Source organism: Micromonospora sp. NPDC049497 (genome assembly GCF_044465805.1).
In the GTDB taxonomy this organism is placed as follows: Bacteria; Actinomycetota; Actinomycetes; order Mycobacteriales; family Micromonosporaceae; genus Micromonospora.
In genome coordinates, this window is record NZ_JBITMC010000007.1 from 140,673 (window position 1) to 156,029 (window position 15,357).

The window sequence follows — 15,357 nt, forward strand, 5'->3', positions numbered from 1 at the left end:
CGCCCCCGCTCGCGCGGGGGCGCCGGCCCCATTCGACAGACCTGCCGCCTGGCCGGCGGCCGACAATCTGACGGAGGAGGATCATGGTTGCCATCGGTGGGCTCTTGCGTGCCGTACCGCGTGGGTGGTTGTCGCGGTTGGTCGCTGCGGTTGTGGCGGTGGTGGTGGGTGGTGCCCTGGTGGGTGTCGCGCCGTCGCCTGCGTCGGCGGCGACGGTGGATACCAACGCGTGGTACGTGTTGGTGAATCGCAACAGTGGTAAGGCGTTGGATGTGTACAACCTGGCCACGAACGACGGGGCGCGGATCACGCAGTGGTCGCGTAACGACGGGAACTGGCAGCAGTGGCAGTTCGTGGATTCCGGTGGTGGCTACTACCGGCTGAAGTCGCGGCATTCCGGCAAGGTGCTGGATGTGTACAACTTCTCCACGGCCAACGGTGCGGGCATTGTGCAGTGGGCGGATCACAACGGGGCGAACCAGCAGTTCCGGTTGGCGGACTCGGCCGGTGGCTATGTGCGGTTGGTCAACCGGAACTCGAACAAGGTGGTGGAGGTGCAGGGCGCCTCGACCGCTGACGGCGCGAATGTGGTGCAGTACGACGACTGGGGCGGGAACAACCAGCAGTGGCAACTCGTCCGCGTCGGCGACACCGGCAACCCCGGCACGCCAGGGGGCACCTTCACCAACCCGGTGGTCTGGCAGGATTTCGCGGACGTCGACATCATCCGCGTCGGCGACGTCTACTACATGTCCGCCTCCACCATGCACTACTCGCCGGGCGCGCCGGTTCTGCGCTCCTGGGACCTGGTGAACTGGGAGGTCGCCGGGCACTCGGTGCCCCGGCTGGACTTCGGGTCGAAGTACGACATGGCCAACGGCAGCCACGCGTACGTCGACGGCATCTGGGCGTCGACGCTGAACTACCGGCCGAGCAACCGGACCTTCTACTGGGCCGGCTGCATCGACTTCGCCCAGACGCACATCTACACCGCCTCGGCCGTCGACGGCACCTGGAGCCGGCACGCCACCATCCCCAACTGCTACTACGACGCGGGGATGCTGATCGATGACAACGACACCATGTACGTCGCGTACGGCAATGGAACCATCAGCGTCGCCCAGCTGTCCGCCGACGGGCGTACGCAGATACGGGCCCAGCAGGTCTACCAGACGCCGTCGAGCATCGGCACCCTGGAGGGGGCCCGGTTCTACAAGCGCAACGGCGCCTACTACATCTGGCTCACCCGGCCGGCCAACGGTCAGTACGTGCTCAAGTCCACCAACGGCCCGTTCGGCCCGTACGAGCAGCGGCAGGTGCTGCTCGACATGCCCGGTCCGATCGCCGGCGGCGGCGTGCCGCACCAGGGCGGCCTGGTGCAGACCCAGAACGGCGCCTGGTACTACATGGCCTTCACCGACGCGTACCCGGGCGGCCGGATGCCCACGCTGGCGCCGATCACCTGGACCGCCGACGGCTGGCCGCAGGTGCAGACCGTCAACGGCTCATGGGGCGTCAACTACCCCAACCCGCTGCCGTTGCGTCCGGTCAAGCCGCTCACCGGCACCGACACCTTCGGCGGCACCACCCTCGGCGTCCAGTACGAATGGAACCACAACCCGGACAACAGCCGGTGGTCGGTGAACAACGGCCTGCGCCTGCAGGCTGCGTCGGTGACCACCGACCTCTACCGGGCCCGCAACACGCTGACCCACCCGATTCAGGGTCCGACCTCGACCGGAACCATCGAGTTGGACTACTCCGAGATGCGCGACGGCGACCGGGCCGGGCTCGCGATGCTGCGCGACACGTCCGCGTGGATCGGCGTCAGACGGGACAACGGCGTCACACGCGTGGTCATGACCAATGGCCTGACCATGGGCACCGACAACTGGAACACCACCGGCACCGGGACCGAGATCGCCAGCGCCCCGGTGTCCGGCGGGCGGATCTGGTTGCGGGCCAACGCCGACATCCGGCCCGGCTCGGGCCGGCAGGCGCGGTTCTCGTACAGCACCGACGGGGTCACCTTCGTTCCGCTGGGCAACGCGCTGACCCTCAACAACGCCTGGCAGTTCTTCATGGGATATCGGTTCGGCATTTTCAATTACGCCACCCAGTCCGTAGGCGGTGCGGTGACGGTGCGCCGGTTCTCCCTGACAACGCCCTGACGTCGATCGTGATTGATTGCCCTCTGTCCCGCTGATGGGCTGGGAAATGGCCCGGGGTGGGGTCGCGAGAACCACGGCCCCACCCCGGGCACGCGTACCCGTCGAGGTTCTGTTGTCTCCTCCAGCACCGCTGGACAAGGGGCCTTTCGCAACTCCGGGTGCGAAGGGAAGAAGGACGCCCGCCAATTTTGTCGGTATCTCGATGAAAGACTCGATCGGTGACTATGGCCACGCCGTGGCCGCCAGGACAACTGGCGTAGACTGTCGGCGATCCGTGGGCCACTCGAAACACGTCGTGGCCTGCGTGAGGGATTCGTACCACCCGCCGGTTCAGTCGACATCGACCGGACGCGGTCGCCGCGGGCAGGCAGGAGAGTGAGGTGGCCGTGCGCAGTCCTGCGATGACGGACGTGGCTCGCCTCGCCGGCGTGTCCCACCAGACGGTGTCCCGGGTGCTGAACGGGCATCCGAACGTGCGGGAGCAGACCCGGCTCCGGGTGCAGGCGGCGATCACCGAACTCGGCTACCGGCCCAATCGGGCGGCCCGCGCGCTGGTGACCGGCCGTTCCCAGGTGATCGGCGTCGTCGCGCAGAACACCACCCTCTACGGCCCGGCGTCTCTGCTGGCCGCCCTCGAACAGGCGGCTGCCGAGGCGGGTTTCGCCGTCAGCGTCGGCAGCGTGCGCGACCTGGACCACCGCTCGATCTCGGCGGCGGTGGAGCGGCACCTGGCGCACCGGGTCGCCGGCATCGTGGTGATCGCGCCGGTCGAGTCGGCCGGCGAGGCCCTCGAGCGGCTACCCAAGGACGTTCCGCTGGTCACGGTCGACGGCGATCCGCACCGGCCGGTGCCGCTGGTGACCGTGGACCAGGTGGCCGGCGCCCGGGCCGCCACCGCGCACCTGCTCGAGGCCGGGCACCGGACGGTGTGGCACGTGTCCGGGCCACCGGACTGGTTCGACAGTGCCGGCCGGATCGAGGGGTGGCGGGAGGCGTTGCAGGCGGCGGGAGCGGAGGTGCCGCCGCTGGTGCCGGCGGACTGGTCCGCCGCGGCCGGCTACCGGTGCGGGCAGATGCTGGCCCGGATGCCGGAGGTCACCGCGGTCTTCACCGCCAACGACCACCTGGCCCTCGGTGTGCTGCGTGCCCTGCACGAGCACGGCCGCCGGGTGCCGGACGACATCAGCGTGGTGGGCTTCGACGATGTGCCGGAGGCCGCCTACTTCATCCCGCCGCTGACCACGATCCGGCCGGACTTCGCCGCCGTCGCTCAGGCGAGCCTGGAGATGCTGCTGACGCAGATCGAGTCGGCCACCGGCGGCGCGCTGCGGCGGACCATCGCGCCGACCCTGGTCGCCCGCCGCAGCGTCGGGGCTCCCTCGCACGGTTGAGGTGGCGGGATGCTGGACCTTCCGCCGGTGCGTGGTCCGCTGCCTGCTTTTTCATCCCTCTCCTTCGCCCCGCAGACGAGCAGGTGACCGAGGCGCCCTCGGTCACCTGCCCGCCTCGTAGTGGTGGAATCAGACCGCTGCGTGCAGCGTCTGCCACGCGCCGTACCCGCCGAGCAGGTCGGAGACGTCCGCCCGACCGGCGTTGCGGAGCAGGCTGGCCGCAACGGAGGAGCGGTAGCCGCCGGCGCAGTGCACCACGACCGGCCGGTCGGTCGGCACCTCGTCGACCCGTCGGGTCAGCTCGGCCAGCGGGATGTGCAGCGAGCCGTCGACGGCACCCTGCTCCCGCTCACCGGCGTTGCGCACGTCCAGCACCACAGGCGCCTCGGGCCCGTCCAGCGCCCCGCGCAGTTCCGTGGCGGTCACCCGGCTGGCCCGGGTCATGTCGGCGGCCATCTCCAGGAAGGCCCCCTCGGGCTCCCGCAGGTACCCGATCACCTGGTCGAAGCCGATCCGGGCGAGGCGTACGACGATCTCCTCTTCCCGGTCCTGTGGGGCGACCACGAGCACCTTCCGGTCCGGGGCGACCACGCTGCCGGCGGTCTCGGCGAACCGGCCGTCGGCCGGGATGTTGATCGCACCCCGCACGTGACCCGCGGCGAACTCCTGTGGGTCGCGGGCGTCGATCACCACCGCGCCCTCGGCCCGGGCCTGGGCGAATTCGGCGGCGCCCAGCGGACGGGAGGCCTTGCTGTGGTCGAACAGCTCCCGCGCCTTGCGGTTGAGCACGGCGTCGAAGGCGAAGTAGCCGGGCGCCGACGGCTGGCCGCCGGTGACCAGGGCGACGAACTGCTCCTCGCTCATCGGGGCGCAGGCGTAGTTGGTGCGGCGCTGCTCGCCGATGGTGGACTGCCGCTCGGTGGACAGGTTCTTGCCGCAGGCCGAGCCCGCGCCGTGGGCCGGGAAGACCCGCACCTCGTCCGGCAGCCCCATGAGCTTGCGCTGCACGCTGTCGTAAAGCATGCTGCCCAGCTCGCCGGCGGTCACACCGAGGGAGGCGAGCAGGTCGGGGCGGCCGACGTCACCGATGAACAGCGCGTCGCCGGTCATCACCCCGTACGGCACCGCGTCGTCGGCGCGCTCGTAGACCAGGACACTGACGGACTCCGGCGTATGGCCCGGGGTCTCCATGATCTCCAGGGTCACATCGCCAAGGCTGATCCGCTCCCCGTCGCGCAGCTTGCGGCTCGGGTACTCGGTCTCGGCCCGGTGCCCGTAGCCGATCCACGCCCCGGTCGCCGCGGCCACCTCCAGGTGGCCGGCGAGGAAGTCGGCGTGGAAGTGGGTGTTGATCACCCCTTCGATCGTCAGGCCGTGCGCCCGCGCGTCGGTCAGGTACTCGTCGATGTCCCGGCGCGGGTCGACGAGCACCGCCCGACCGGTGGTCTCGTCACCGATGAGGTACGAGGCCTGGGACAGGCAGTCCAGGTAGTACTGGGTGAACAACATGGTGCTGAACTCCTTCGTAGTGATGACCGGCGATGTAAATACGATAGCGCATACCCCGGGGGGTATGCCGAGGGCCCAAGGTTCCGCCCTTCCGGGACCTCGGCCTGCGGGCCGGGTGGTCAGATCAACCGGCCCGGCCGGCCGCCCTTCGCCCGCAGCGGCAACCCGGCGTCGACCCAGGCCCGCATGCCGCCGGCCAGGTTGTGGACCTGGCCGTGGTCCCGGGCGAGCAGCGCGGCCGCCTGCCGGGAACGTGCTCCGGAGCGGCACACGGTGACGACCGGCCGGTCGGCCGGGATGTCCCTGAGTCGCTCGGCCAACTGGCCGAGCGGGATGTGCCGGGCCCGTGGTGCGTGCCCAGCCCGCCACTCCGCCGGCTCCCGGACGTCCAGCAGCACCCCACCGCTGGCCATCAGGTCAGCCGCCTGCTCGGGTCCCACGGACGTGTAGGACTTTCCGAAGACCTTTTTCAGGATCCCGCCGAGTTTCATGCGTCCAGCCCCGCCACGACGGGACGACCGCTGCGGACCCATCCGCCGGTGCCGCCGCTGACCGAGCGGGCGTCGATGCCGGCGCGGGCCAGGAACTGCGCGGCGGTGAGGCTGCGGTTGCCGCTGGCGCAGATGACGTAGACGGGTCGGCTACGGGGAAGATCCCTCACCGCGGTGGGCAGTTGGGCCAGCGGCACCAGGCGTGCGCCGGCCACGTGGCCCTCGACGTACTCGAACGGCTCCCGGACATCGACCACCGTAGCGCCATCGGCGTGCGCGGCGGCGAAGTCCGTCAGGTTCACCTCTCGCATTTTCTTCTCCTCGGACGTCCATACCCCGGGGGGTACCAGCGACCAGCGTAACCCGGTCAGGTCGCCTCGCATTCCGTCCACCCGGTTAGGCGGGTGTGAGCAGGGTTGCCGGGAAGATATACCCCCGCGGGTATGTTGTTGCCACCGTAGAACGCCGTCGACACACGGAGGGTGGAACATGGCGAGCGTGGCGCTGACTGCAGCCAACTTCGAGGAGACCGTCACCCGGGACGGCATCGTCCTGGTCGACTTCTGGGCCAGTTGGTGCGGCCCCTGCCGCAGCTTCGCGCCGGTCTTCGAGAAGGCCAGCGAGAAGCACGCCGACATCGTGTTCGGCAAGGTCGACACCGAGGCGGAGCAGAACCTCGCTGCGGCCGCCCAGATCCGGTCCATCCCGACGCTGATGGCCTTCCGCGACGGCATCCTGGTCTTCGCCCAGCCCGGCGCGCTGCCGGCCGCCGCGCTGGAGCAGGTTGTCCAGGCCGTTCGCGACCTGGACATGGACGAGGTGCGGGCGAAGGTGGCCGAAAGCACGGCCGGCCGCTGACGCTACGGCGCAGGGGTGCGGGCACATCCCGCACCCCTGCCGCGCGTCAGGCCGACAGGGCGTCAAGCGCGGCCCGCAGCCGAGCGGCGGCCTCGTCGGCCACCCCTCGCAGCTCGGGCGCGTCGCTGAGCTGCACCATCACCTGTGGGTCCATGGCCTGCACCACCGTGCTGTCCGCCCCCTCGGCGCGGACCACCACGTTGCACGGCAGGAGCAGGCCGATGGCCGGGTCCGCCTGCATGGCGCGGTGCGCCAGGGGCGGGTTGCAGGCACCGAGGATGACGTAGTCCTCGACGTCGGCACCCAGCTTCTCGCGGAGCGTCGACTGCATGTCGATCTCGGTCAGCACCCCGAAGCCCTGGTCCTTCAGTGCCGCCCGGACGCGCTCGACGGTCGGGCCGAACCCGGTGGACAGGCGGACGGTCATCGCGTAGCTCATGCGTTTGCTCCCCTCAGTTGACATGATGCCGACCCCGACGGGTCGGCTCCGGCTGTTTGGAGATGCCCGCTCAGGCCAATCCGCGGAGCATCCCGTGCCAGTACATCGCCGGCAGCCCGTACCGCTTGAGCAGCCACATGTCGTAGCGCGGCTTCATCGTGTCGATCAACGGGAAGCTCGGCTTCGGCTTGAGCTCGTAGTCGAACTCGGCCAGCAGCATGCGGTTGTGTGCCGTCACCAGTGGGCAGGACGTGTAGCCGTCGTAGCGGGCCGGCAACGGCTCACCCCGGCGGGCCGCGAGCAGGTTGGTCGCCACGACCGGCGCCTGCTTGCGGATGGCCGCCCCGGTCTTGGAGGTGGGCAGGTTGGCCACGTCCCCGAGCGCGAACACATCGGGCCAGCCGGTGCTCTGCAGGGTGTACTGGTCGACCGCCAGGTAGCCGAACGGGCTGGCCGGATCGGCCAGTGGGCCGCCCTTGAGCCAGTCCGGCGCGCTCTGCGGCGGCACCGCGTGCAGCAGCTCGTAGTCGATCGTCTCCTTGGTGCCTGAGGCGTTGTCCAGGATCACTGCCCGCCGGCCCTCGCCGTCCACCCCGACGAGCTGGGAGTCGTAGCGCACCTCGATGCCGTAGTTCGCGGCGATTCCGGTGAGGACCTTCGCCCAGTCCGGCTGGCTGAAGATCGCCGGCGTGGGCAGCACCAGGATTGTCCGGATGCCGTCCAGCAGGCCCTGCCGCCGCCACCAGTCGGCCGCCAGGTAGGCGATCTTCTGTGGGGCGCCGCCGCACTTGATCGGTCCGGCCGGCATGGTGAAGATCGCCGTGCCGCCGCGTACGGCCCGGATGAAGTCCCAGGTGAGCGGGGCCAGGTCGGGTCGGTAGTTGCTGGACACCCCGCGTTGGCCCACCGACTCGGCCAGGCCGGGTACCGCGTCGAAGTCGAGCTGGAGCCCTGGCGCCATGACGAGCAGGTCGTATGCCACGGTCTCGCCGCCGGCGAGCGAGACGGTGCGATTGTCCGGGTCGACCCCGGTTGCCCGGTCCCGGATCCAGGTCACCCCCTTCGGGATGAGCTTTCGTTCCGGCCTTACCGTTTCCGCCGCGGTGGCCAGTCCGCCGCCCACGAGCGTCCAGAGCGGCTGGTAGTAGTGCTGCTCGGCGGGCTCGATCAGAGCGATGTCGTGAACGTTCCCCCGGCGCAGCCGCGCCGCGACGCTGATCCCCGCCGTGCCACCGCCGACGATGACCACCTGGTGGTGCCGTACCGAAGCCATGGAACCTCCTGGGGTGAGAAGGGCGGTCGCCGGGGTGCGTCCTCCGGATGGGCCGGGGAATGGCCGGGCGACCCTTGCGGTTGAGGATACCCGTGGGGGTATCCAGTGGCGAGGCTGTACCCCCTGGGGTATCTTTTGACGCGGGAGGTAGTGCGGTGAAGCTTCGGCCTGACATGACCAGCGAGGCGCTGACCCGGCTCAAGCGGGCACGGGGGCAGCTCAACGCGGTCATCGAGATGATGGAGAGCGGGCAGGACTGCCGTGAGGCGCTGACCCAGCTGGCTGCGGTGTCGAAGGCGATCGACCGCGCGGGCTACAAGATCATCGCCTCGGGGATGCGGCACTGCAACGCCGCTCGGGACAGGGGCGAGGCGCCGGAGATGACCGAAGAGGAGCTGGAGAAGCTCTTCCTCGCTCTGGCCTGAACGGCAGATGACTACCCGCAGGCAGCCGTGACCACGGCCTAGGCGGGTAGTCATCTCGCGTCCGAGTCGACGCGGAAGTCTGCCTCCTGCATACCCCCCCGGGTATATAGAGAATTGCGAAGGGAGAACGGCAATGGCAGTAGAGGTGTCCGTCATCGCGACGTCCTCGCTCGGCGACCGCAGCTACCTGGCCTCCGACGGCCGGGTGGCGATCGTGGTCGACCCGCAGCGCGACATCGACCGGGTCCTGTATCTCGCCGGCAAGAAGGGGGTGCGGATCACCCATGTGGTGGAGACGCACATCCACAACGACTACGTCTCCGGTGGCCTGGAGCTCGCCCGGGTGACCGGCGCGCACTACCTGGTCGCCGCCGACGAGGTCGGCTTCGACCGCATGCCGGTCACCGACGGCGACGTGGTGCCCGTCTCGGGCGCCCTGCGCCTGCGGGTCATCGCGACCCCGGGTCACACCTTCCACCACCTGTCGTACGTCCTCGACGAGGCGACCGACGGCGACTGGCAGCCGGCGGGCGTCTTCACCGGTGGGTCGCTGCTGTTCGGCACGACCGGCCGGACGGATCTGCTCGGCAAGGAGCACGCCCACGAACTGGCCCACCACCAGTACGCCTCGGCGCGGCGGCTGGCCGACCTGCTGCCCGACGGCGCCCAGGTATGGCCGACACACGGCTTCGGTAGCTTCTGCTCGGCCAGTCAGGCCGACGCCCCCGACTCGACCATCGGGCGGGAGAAGCAGGCGAACCCGGTGCTGCGGCTCGCGGCGGACAGCTTCGTCACCCAGACCCTCGCCGGTCTCGACGCCTACCCGGCGTACTACGCCCACATGGGCGTGGCGAACGCCGCTGGTCCGGCCCCGGTCGACCTCACCCCGGTGACCCGCGCCGACGCAGCCGAACTGCGCGAGCGGATGGAAGACGGGCAGTGGGTGGTGGACCTGCGACACCGCAAGGCGTACGCCGCCTCGCACCTGGCCGGCACGGTCAGCCTCGGGCTGGACGGCCCGATGTCGACCTGGCTCGGCTGGCTGATCGACCGGGGCGTACCGATCACCCTGCTCGCCGAGACGCCCGAGCAGGTCGCCGACGCCCAGCGGGAACTCGTCCGCATCGGCATCGACCGCCCGGCCGCCCAGGCCACCGGCCAGCCGGAGCAGTGGGTGAGCAGGCCCGAGGAGCTGCGGGAGCAGCGGATGGCCGACTTCCCGGCGCTGGCGGCGGCTCGTGCCGGCAACACCCCGGCGGGCCTGCCGGCCCCGGACGTCGTCCTCGACGTGCGGATGACCAACGAGTGGCGCAACGGCCACATCGAGGGCGCGGTGCACGTGCCGCTGCCCGACCTGCCCCAGCGGCTCGCCGACGTACCGGCCGGCGCTGTCTGGGTGCACTGCGGCTCCGGCTACCGGGCCACCGCGGCAGCCTCCCTGCTGGCCAACGCCGGCCGCGAGGTCGTCGTCATCGACGACAGGTTCGACCAGGCCGAGGCGGCCGGCGTCGCCATGGCCGACAACAGCTGACCCGTACCCCCGGAACGGCCGGCGCGATTCGGCGCTGGCCGGCATCCCACCCTGCCGTTGATCGCGACGGTGTGACCTGAATGAGGAGAAATGACCACCTCCGAGACCACCCGCCCCGCCACCCTGGACGCCACCAGCCTGCGTGAGCTGATTGACTCCGGTCGGGCTCCCCGTCTGCTGGACGTGCGTACCCCGGCCGAGTTCGAGACCGTGCACATCCCCGGGGCCTACAACGTCCCGCTGGACCTGCTCAAGGAACACCGCGAGGAACTGCGCAACCACCTCGACGAGGACGTGGTTCTGATCTGCCGCTCCGGCGCCCGCGCCACCCAGGCCGAGCAGGCCCTCGCCGAGATCGGCCTGCCGAACCTCAAGGTCCTCAACGGAGGAATGCTCGCCTGGCAGGCCACCAAGGCCCCGATCAAGCAGGGGAAGCAGCGCTGGGACCTGGAGCGCCAGGTCCGCCTCGTCGCCGGCTCCATCGTGTTGGCCAGCGTCCTGGGCTCGGTGTTCGTCCCCGGCTTGACGTGGGTCGCCGGCTTCATCGGCGCCGGCCTCACCTTCGCCGCGGTGACCAACACCTGCGCCATGGGCATGATGCTCGGCAAGCTGCCCTACAACCGCGGCGCCAGCTGCGACCTGGAGAGCATCGTCGGCCAGCTGCGCGGTGCAGGGAGCCGGGCATGAGTGGGAGTCTGCTGCTGATCGTCGGGCTGGCCGTGCTGATCGGGATCAGCCTCGGCCTCCTCGGCGGCGGTGGCTCCATCCTCGCCGTACCGCTGCTGGTCTACGTTGCCGACCTGCCCGCGAAGGAGGCCATCGCCACCTCACTGCTCGTCGTCGGCGTCACCAGCGCGGTCGGCGTCCTCCCGCACGCCCGGGCCCACCGGGTGCGCTGGCGTACCGGCCTGATCTTCGGCCTGGCCGGCATGACGGGCGCCTACGGTGGCGGCCGACTGGCCGAGTTCATCCCGGCGGCATATCTGCTCACCGGCTTCGCGATCATGATGCTGGCCACCGCGATCGCAATGATCCGCGGCCGGCGCTCCGCCGAGGGCAAGCCCGTGCCACACGAGCTGCCGGTGTTCCGGGTGATCATCGACGGCATCGTCGTCGGGCTGGTCACCGGCCTGGTCGGCGCTGGCGGCGGCTTCCTGGTGGTGCCCGCCCTGGCCCTGCTCGGCGGCCTGCCGATGCCCGTCGCGGTCGGCACCTCGCTGGTGGTCATCGCGATGAAGTCCATCGCCGGTCTGGCCGGTTATCTGTCGAGCGTCAGCATCGACTGGGGGCTCGCCGCTGCCGTCACCGCCGCCGCCATCGTCGGCAGCTTCCTCGGCGGCCGGCTCGCCGGGAAGATCCCGGCCGACGTGCTGCGCAAGTCGTTCGGCTGGTTCGTGGTGGTGATGGGTGTCTTCGTGCTCGGCCAGCAGTTGCCCGCGGAACTGCGGAGCAACCCGCTGCTCTGGGCGGGCGTAAGCGTTGCCGCTGCGGCCGCGGTGGCGGTGGCCGTGTCGCTCGGCCGGCGGAAGCCCGGGGCGCACGGCGAGTCGGCCGTTCGGGAGCCGGCCGAGTCCGCGTCCCGTCGCTGAGCTCCTGGCTCACGAGGGGCGCCCGGTAGATCCGGGTGCCCCTCGCCCGCTTTACTAGCCAGCCTAGTACTAGGGTCTCTAGTACTAGGCTGCATAGTAGATGCGCACAACAGTTGGAGGACGTATGCAACGCCCGACGAAGCCGACGCCCACAAACGCCAGGCGTACACCCCCGATCCGTCGGACGGCTGGCTGGCTGGGCCCGGTTGTGGTTATCGCGATCGTCGCGATCCTGGCGATCCTCGCCCGGCCGGCCGACGAGCCGGCGGAGCCAGCCACCGGTGCCGCCGCCGGCGGATCGGCCGGTGGCCAGACGGAGAACCCCTTCGCCGGCCTTGCCCGGCGCGCGCCCAACGACCCTCTCGCGCTCGGTAAGCCCGACGCGCCCGTCGTGATCCTCGAGTACGCCGACTTCCAGTGCCCCTTCTGCGGACGGCACGCCCGCGAGACCGAGCCGAAGCTGATCAAGGAATACGTCGACAAGGGCCTGGTCCGCATCGAATGGCGCGACCTGCCCTACCTCGGTGCCGAGTCCAACGACGCGGCCGCCGCGGGGCGCGCCGCCGCCGCCCAGGGGAAGTTCTGGGAGTTCCACAACGCCGTGTACGCCAAGGAGCGCCGGGTGAACAGCGGTTCCCTGAGCGAGGACGCCCTGCGCGACATCGCCAGGAGCATCGGGCTGGATCTCGACCGGTTCGACACCGACCGCACCTCCGCCGCCACCCGCACCGCCGTCCTGCGCGACCAGCAGGAGGCGACCTCGATGGGCATCACCGGCACCCCGGCGTTCATCGTCGGAGACACCCCGATTGTCGGCGCCCAGCCGTACGAGGCTTTCCAGCAGGCCATCGACAGGCAGGTGGGTGCCGAATGAGCGACATCGGCTACCTCGCCGCCCTGCTCGGAGGAGTGCTCGCGCTGCTCAGCCCATGCAGCGCCATGCTGCTGCCGGCCTTCTTCGCGTACGCCTTCCAGCACCCGCGGCAGTTGCTCGCCCGCACCGGCATCTTCTACCTGGGCCTGGCCGCCGTGCTGGTGCCGCTCGGCGCCGGATCCTCGGTCGTCGCCGGAGTCTTCTTCCAGCACCGGGAGACCCTGATCCTGGTCGCCGGATGGTCGATCATCGCGCTGGGCGCCATGCAGCTGCTCGGCAAGGGGTTCACCTTCGGGCCTGCGCAGCGGTTGATGGGACGGATCACCGGCGACGGTCCGCTGTCGGTGCTCGCCCTCGGCGCGGTCTACGGGCTCGCCGGCTTCTGTTCCGGGCCGATCCTGGGCGGCATCCTGACGGTCGCCGCAACCTCCGAGCAGCCCGCGACGGGCGGTGCTCTGCTGGCCGTCTACGCCCTGGGCATGACGGCACCCCTGCTGCTGCTCGCCCTCGTCTGGGACCGGTGGCGCATCGGCGAGCGTCGGTGGCTGCGGGGCCGGCAGTTCTCCCTCGGCCGGCTGCACCTGCACACCACGTCGACCGTGTCGGGTCTGCTCTTCGTCGCCCTGGGCGTACTCTTCCTGCTCTTCGACGGCACGGCGGGCCTCGCCGGCGGCTTCGGCCTGACCGACATCGAAGGCGCCGCGCAGGAGTGGGTAACCGGAACACTCGGCGACGTGCCGGACGAACTGGTCCTTCTCGTCGCGGGGTTGGCGGCGATCACCGTCCTGATGCTGCGCCGGCGTCGTGCCGCCGCGACTGCGGAAACCGCCGCCACCCCGGAGACCGCCGAGGAAACCGCTGCCGCCCGGCTTCCGGCCGCGACCGACATGGCCGGGGTGAACCTCGCGCCCGAGCCGTGGGCGTGGCCGGCTCGACGGTGGATTGCGGTGGTCGCCGGCGCCGTGGCGACCACGGTGGTGATCGGGGTTCCCACCGACCTGATCGACACCCCCTACTTCAGCCGTGACATGGCCGTCACCTGGTGGGCGTGGCCGGTGCTGGTGGTGACCGCGGTCCTGTCAGGGCTGCTCCTGGCGACCTACGTCGCGCCGGTCGCCGGAACCGGCGACAAGGCGACCGGTCGCAGAGAGTCGCGGACCGGCGTGACCGGGGCGACCCTGTCCCTGTTCGCCGTCGGCTGCCCCGTCTGCAACAAGATCGTCCTCATCGCGCTCGGCTACAGCGGCGCGATGAGCTGGTTCGCCCCGGCGCAGCCCGTACTCGCCGCGGCCTCGATCGTCCTGCTCGCCTGGACGCTCCGGCGTCGGCTCGCCGGTGAACGGGCCTGCCCGGCTCCGGTGGCGTCGGATCCGGTCGCCGCCGACGGTAGGGTCGTCCGGTGAGCCGATCCGGAAGGAAGGACCCCGGCAACGACCGTCCGCTGGGTCCGCTGGAATCCGCGGTGATGAACGCGTTGTGGGAAGCTCCTGGGCCGCTCACGGTGCGGCAGATGGTCGACGCGATGGCGGACCGCGGCCTCGCCTACACCACGGTGATGACGGTCCTGGACAACCTGCATCGCAAAGGCTGGGCGGAGCGCGACCTTGCCGGCCGCGCGTACCGCTACCGCCCGAAGGCCAGCCGGGAGGAACACGTTGGCCAGCTCATGGCCGAGGCGCTCTCCTCGGCCGCCGACCAGCATGCCGCACTGGCCCGGTTCGTCGACACCATGACTCCCGAGGAGGCTGCCGCCCTGCGCGAGCTGCTCGACCAGCGCGGAACGCCGAACCCGTGACCAGTCTGGTACTGCTGGCCTGGGCGGCCGCGGTGGCGGTCCTCGCCCGTCCGGCCCTGACCGGGCGATGGACGACCTCCCTGCCGCGGCTCACTGTCGGACTCTGGCTCGGCGCGGAGCTCTCCGTCAGCGTCGCCGTCCTCACCGCCGGGCTGCTGGTCGCCGTACCGCCCGCTGCCCTCGCCGCCGGCCTGGAAGGCGTCGTCGTCGCGTGCACGCGGGCCCTGGCGGGCCTCGGTGCCCCGAACGAGACGCTCGCCGTGATCGGACTGCTCGCCACCGCGGTTCTCGCCGCCCGCCTTCTGATCAGTCTCATCGTGACGTTCACCTCCGCCCGCCGCTGGCGCCGCCGCCACCTCGCCGCACTGCTGCCCCTCGGCCGACCGGGCGCCAACGGTTGGACGGTCGTGGACCACGCCACGGCCGCGGTCTACTGCCTGCCCGGCCGCCCGGGCCAGGTCGTCGTCACCAGCGCCGCGATCGACGCACTCACCGCCGACGAGCTCGCAGCCGTACTGCGGCACGAGCGGGCGCACCTCAGAGGCCGACACCACCTCCTCGTCGCCCTCGCCGTCGCGTTCCACCGCGCTCTGCCGGGACTGCCGATGGCCGACGCGGCCGAGACGGAGATCAGACGGCTGGTGGAGCACCTGGCCGACGACCGGGCGAGCGAGCGCCACGGAAGGCATGCTGTCGCCACCGCCATCGTCCAGCTCGCCGACCGCGCTCCCCGGCACGCTCTGGGTGCGGGGACGGGGACGGGGACGGCGGCGGTGGAGCGGGTACGCCGGATGCTCGCCCCGCCGGCCCGACCCCGGATCCTCCATCGCCTCGTCGCCGCCAGCGCGATCGGACTGCTCCTGACCGGACCGCCGGCCGTGGCGGTCGCCTCCGCCGGCCTGGCCCTCCAGGACGCCACCTGTCCGACCAACTCGCCACCCCCGGCCGAGAGTCCCGCCCACCTGGCAGGCAGCTGACGGCCTCGGCCCCGTCCGCCGCCGACTTCGGCAA

Annotated in this window: 16 protein-coding genes; 11 read left to right on the plus strand and 5 right to left on the minus strand. The window is 70.9% G+C overall.

Translation table 11 applies throughout. The features are described from left to right. Positions 1–83 precede the first annotated feature (83 nt). Entirely contained in the window at positions 84–2,171 is a 2,088-nt protein-coding gene (locus ACIBR0_RS13045; protein ID WP_396715134.1) for a family 43 glycosylhydrolase, read from the plus strand. 401 nt (positions 2,172–2,572) lie between these two features. Continuing rightward, positions 2,573–3,562, plus strand: coding sequence for a LacI family DNA-binding transcriptional regulator (locus tag ACIBR0_RS13050; RefSeq protein ID WP_396715136.1), 990 nt, complete (start codon positions 2,573–2,575; stop codon positions 3,560–3,562). Positions 3,563–3,691: 129 nt separating this feature from the next. On the opposite strand, the gene ACIBR0_RS13055 is transcribed toward ACIBR0_RS13050, so the two are convergent. The 3 genes from ACIBR0_RS13055 to ACIBR0_RS13065 all read right to left on the minus strand — a co-directional run bounded on the left by ACIBR0_RS13055 (position 3,692) and on the right by ACIBR0_RS13065 (position 5,873). After that, positions 3,692–5,071 carry a rhodanese-like domain-containing protein gene (locus ACIBR0_RS13055; protein ID WP_396715137.1) on the minus strand — a complete coding sequence of 460 codons (1,380 nt, stop codon included), beginning with the start codon at positions 5,069–5,071 and terminating at the stop codon, positions 3,692–3,694. A 119-nt stretch (positions 5,072–5,190) separates the two neighbouring features. Next, positions 5,191–5,562: a rhodanese-like domain-containing protein gene (locus ACIBR0_RS13060; protein WP_396715139.1), complete on the minus strand. Its 372-nt coding sequence runs from the start codon at positions 5,560–5,562 to the stop codon at positions 5,191–5,193. Further along, complete coding sequence (locus tag ACIBR0_RS13065; protein WP_396715141.1) at positions 5,559–5,873, minus strand: rhodanese-like domain-containing protein; 315 nt, start codon at positions 5,871–5,873, stop codon at positions 5,559–5,561. The genes ACIBR0_RS13060 and ACIBR0_RS13065 overlap by 4 nt, the downstream gene beginning before the upstream one ends. A gap of 178 nt (positions 5,874–6,051) precedes the next feature. Between ACIBR0_RS13065 and trxA the strand changes: the two genes are divergently transcribed. Next, the gene (gene trxA, locus ACIBR0_RS13070; protein WP_396715143.1) at positions 6,052–6,420 is read left to right on the plus strand and encodes a thioredoxin; all 369 of its coding nucleotides are present in this window, start codon (positions 6,052–6,054) and stop codon (positions 6,418–6,420) included. A gap of 46 nt (positions 6,421–6,466) precedes the next feature. Here the strand turns inward: trxA and ACIBR0_RS13075 are convergent, their stop codons facing one another. After that, positions 6,467–6,859, minus strand: a complete 393-nt coding sequence (locus ACIBR0_RS13075; RefSeq protein ID WP_396715144.1) for a DUF302 domain-containing protein — start codon at positions 6,857–6,859, stop codon at positions 6,467–6,469. Positions 6,860–6,929: 70 nt separating this feature from the next. Then, positions 6,930–8,132: an FAD-dependent oxidoreductase gene (locus tag ACIBR0_RS13080; protein WP_396715146.1), complete on the minus strand. Its 1,203-nt coding sequence runs from the start codon at positions 8,130–8,132 to the stop codon at positions 6,930–6,932. A 155-nt stretch (positions 8,133–8,287) separates the two neighbouring features. On the opposite strand from ACIBR0_RS13080, the gene ACIBR0_RS13085 reads away from it, so the two are divergent. The 8 genes from ACIBR0_RS13085 to ACIBR0_RS13120 all read left to right on the plus strand — a co-directional run bounded on the left by ACIBR0_RS13085 (position 8,288) and on the right by ACIBR0_RS13120 (position 15,323). Further along, positions 8,288–8,557, plus strand: coding sequence for a metal-sensitive transcriptional regulator (locus ACIBR0_RS13085; RefSeq protein ID WP_101409340.1), 270 nt, complete (start codon positions 8,288–8,290; stop codon positions 8,555–8,557). A gap of 133 nt (positions 8,558–8,690) precedes the next feature. Further along, on the plus strand, positions 8,691–10,088 hold the full coding sequence (locus ACIBR0_RS13090) for a rhodanese-like domain-containing protein (RefSeq protein ID WP_396715149.1): 1,398 nt from the start codon (positions 8,691–8,693) through the stop codon (positions 10,086–10,088). A gap of 90 nt (positions 10,089–10,178) precedes the next feature. Next, entirely contained in the window at positions 10,179–10,775 is a 597-nt protein-coding gene (locus tag ACIBR0_RS13095; protein WP_396715150.1) for a rhodanese-like domain-containing protein, read from the plus strand. Further along, positions 10,772–11,677 (plus strand): sulfite exporter TauE/SafE family protein, encoded by a 906-nt coding sequence (locus ACIBR0_RS13100; RefSeq protein ID WP_396715152.1) that lies wholly within the window; start codon positions 10,772–10,774, stop codon positions 11,675–11,677. Before ACIBR0_RS13095 ends, ACIBR0_RS13100 begins: the two co-directional genes overlap by 4 nt. Before the next feature lie 208 nt (positions 11,678–11,885). After that, positions 11,886–12,551 carry a DsbA family protein gene (locus ACIBR0_RS13105; RefSeq protein ID WP_396715154.1) on the plus strand — a complete coding sequence of 222 codons (666 nt, stop codon included), beginning with the start codon at positions 11,886–11,888 and terminating at the stop codon, positions 12,549–12,551. After that, positions 12,548–13,954: a cytochrome c biogenesis CcdA family protein gene (locus ACIBR0_RS13110; protein WP_396715156.1), complete on the plus strand. Its 1,407-nt coding sequence runs from the start codon at positions 12,548–12,550 to the stop codon at positions 13,952–13,954. The genes ACIBR0_RS13105 and ACIBR0_RS13110 overlap by 4 nt, the downstream gene beginning before the upstream one ends. Next, positions 13,951–14,346 carry a BlaI/MecI/CopY family transcriptional regulator gene (locus ACIBR0_RS13115; protein ID WP_396715157.1) on the plus strand — a complete coding sequence of 132 codons (396 nt, stop codon included), beginning with the start codon at positions 13,951–13,953 and terminating at the stop codon, positions 14,344–14,346. Before ACIBR0_RS13110 ends, ACIBR0_RS13115 begins: the two co-directional genes overlap by 4 nt. Continuing rightward, entirely contained in the window at positions 14,343–15,323 is a 981-nt protein-coding gene (locus ACIBR0_RS13120) for a M56 family metallopeptidase (RefSeq protein ID WP_396715159.1), read from the plus strand. Before ACIBR0_RS13115 ends, ACIBR0_RS13120 begins: the two co-directional genes overlap by 4 nt. Positions 15,324–15,357: the final 34 nt, after the last annotated feature.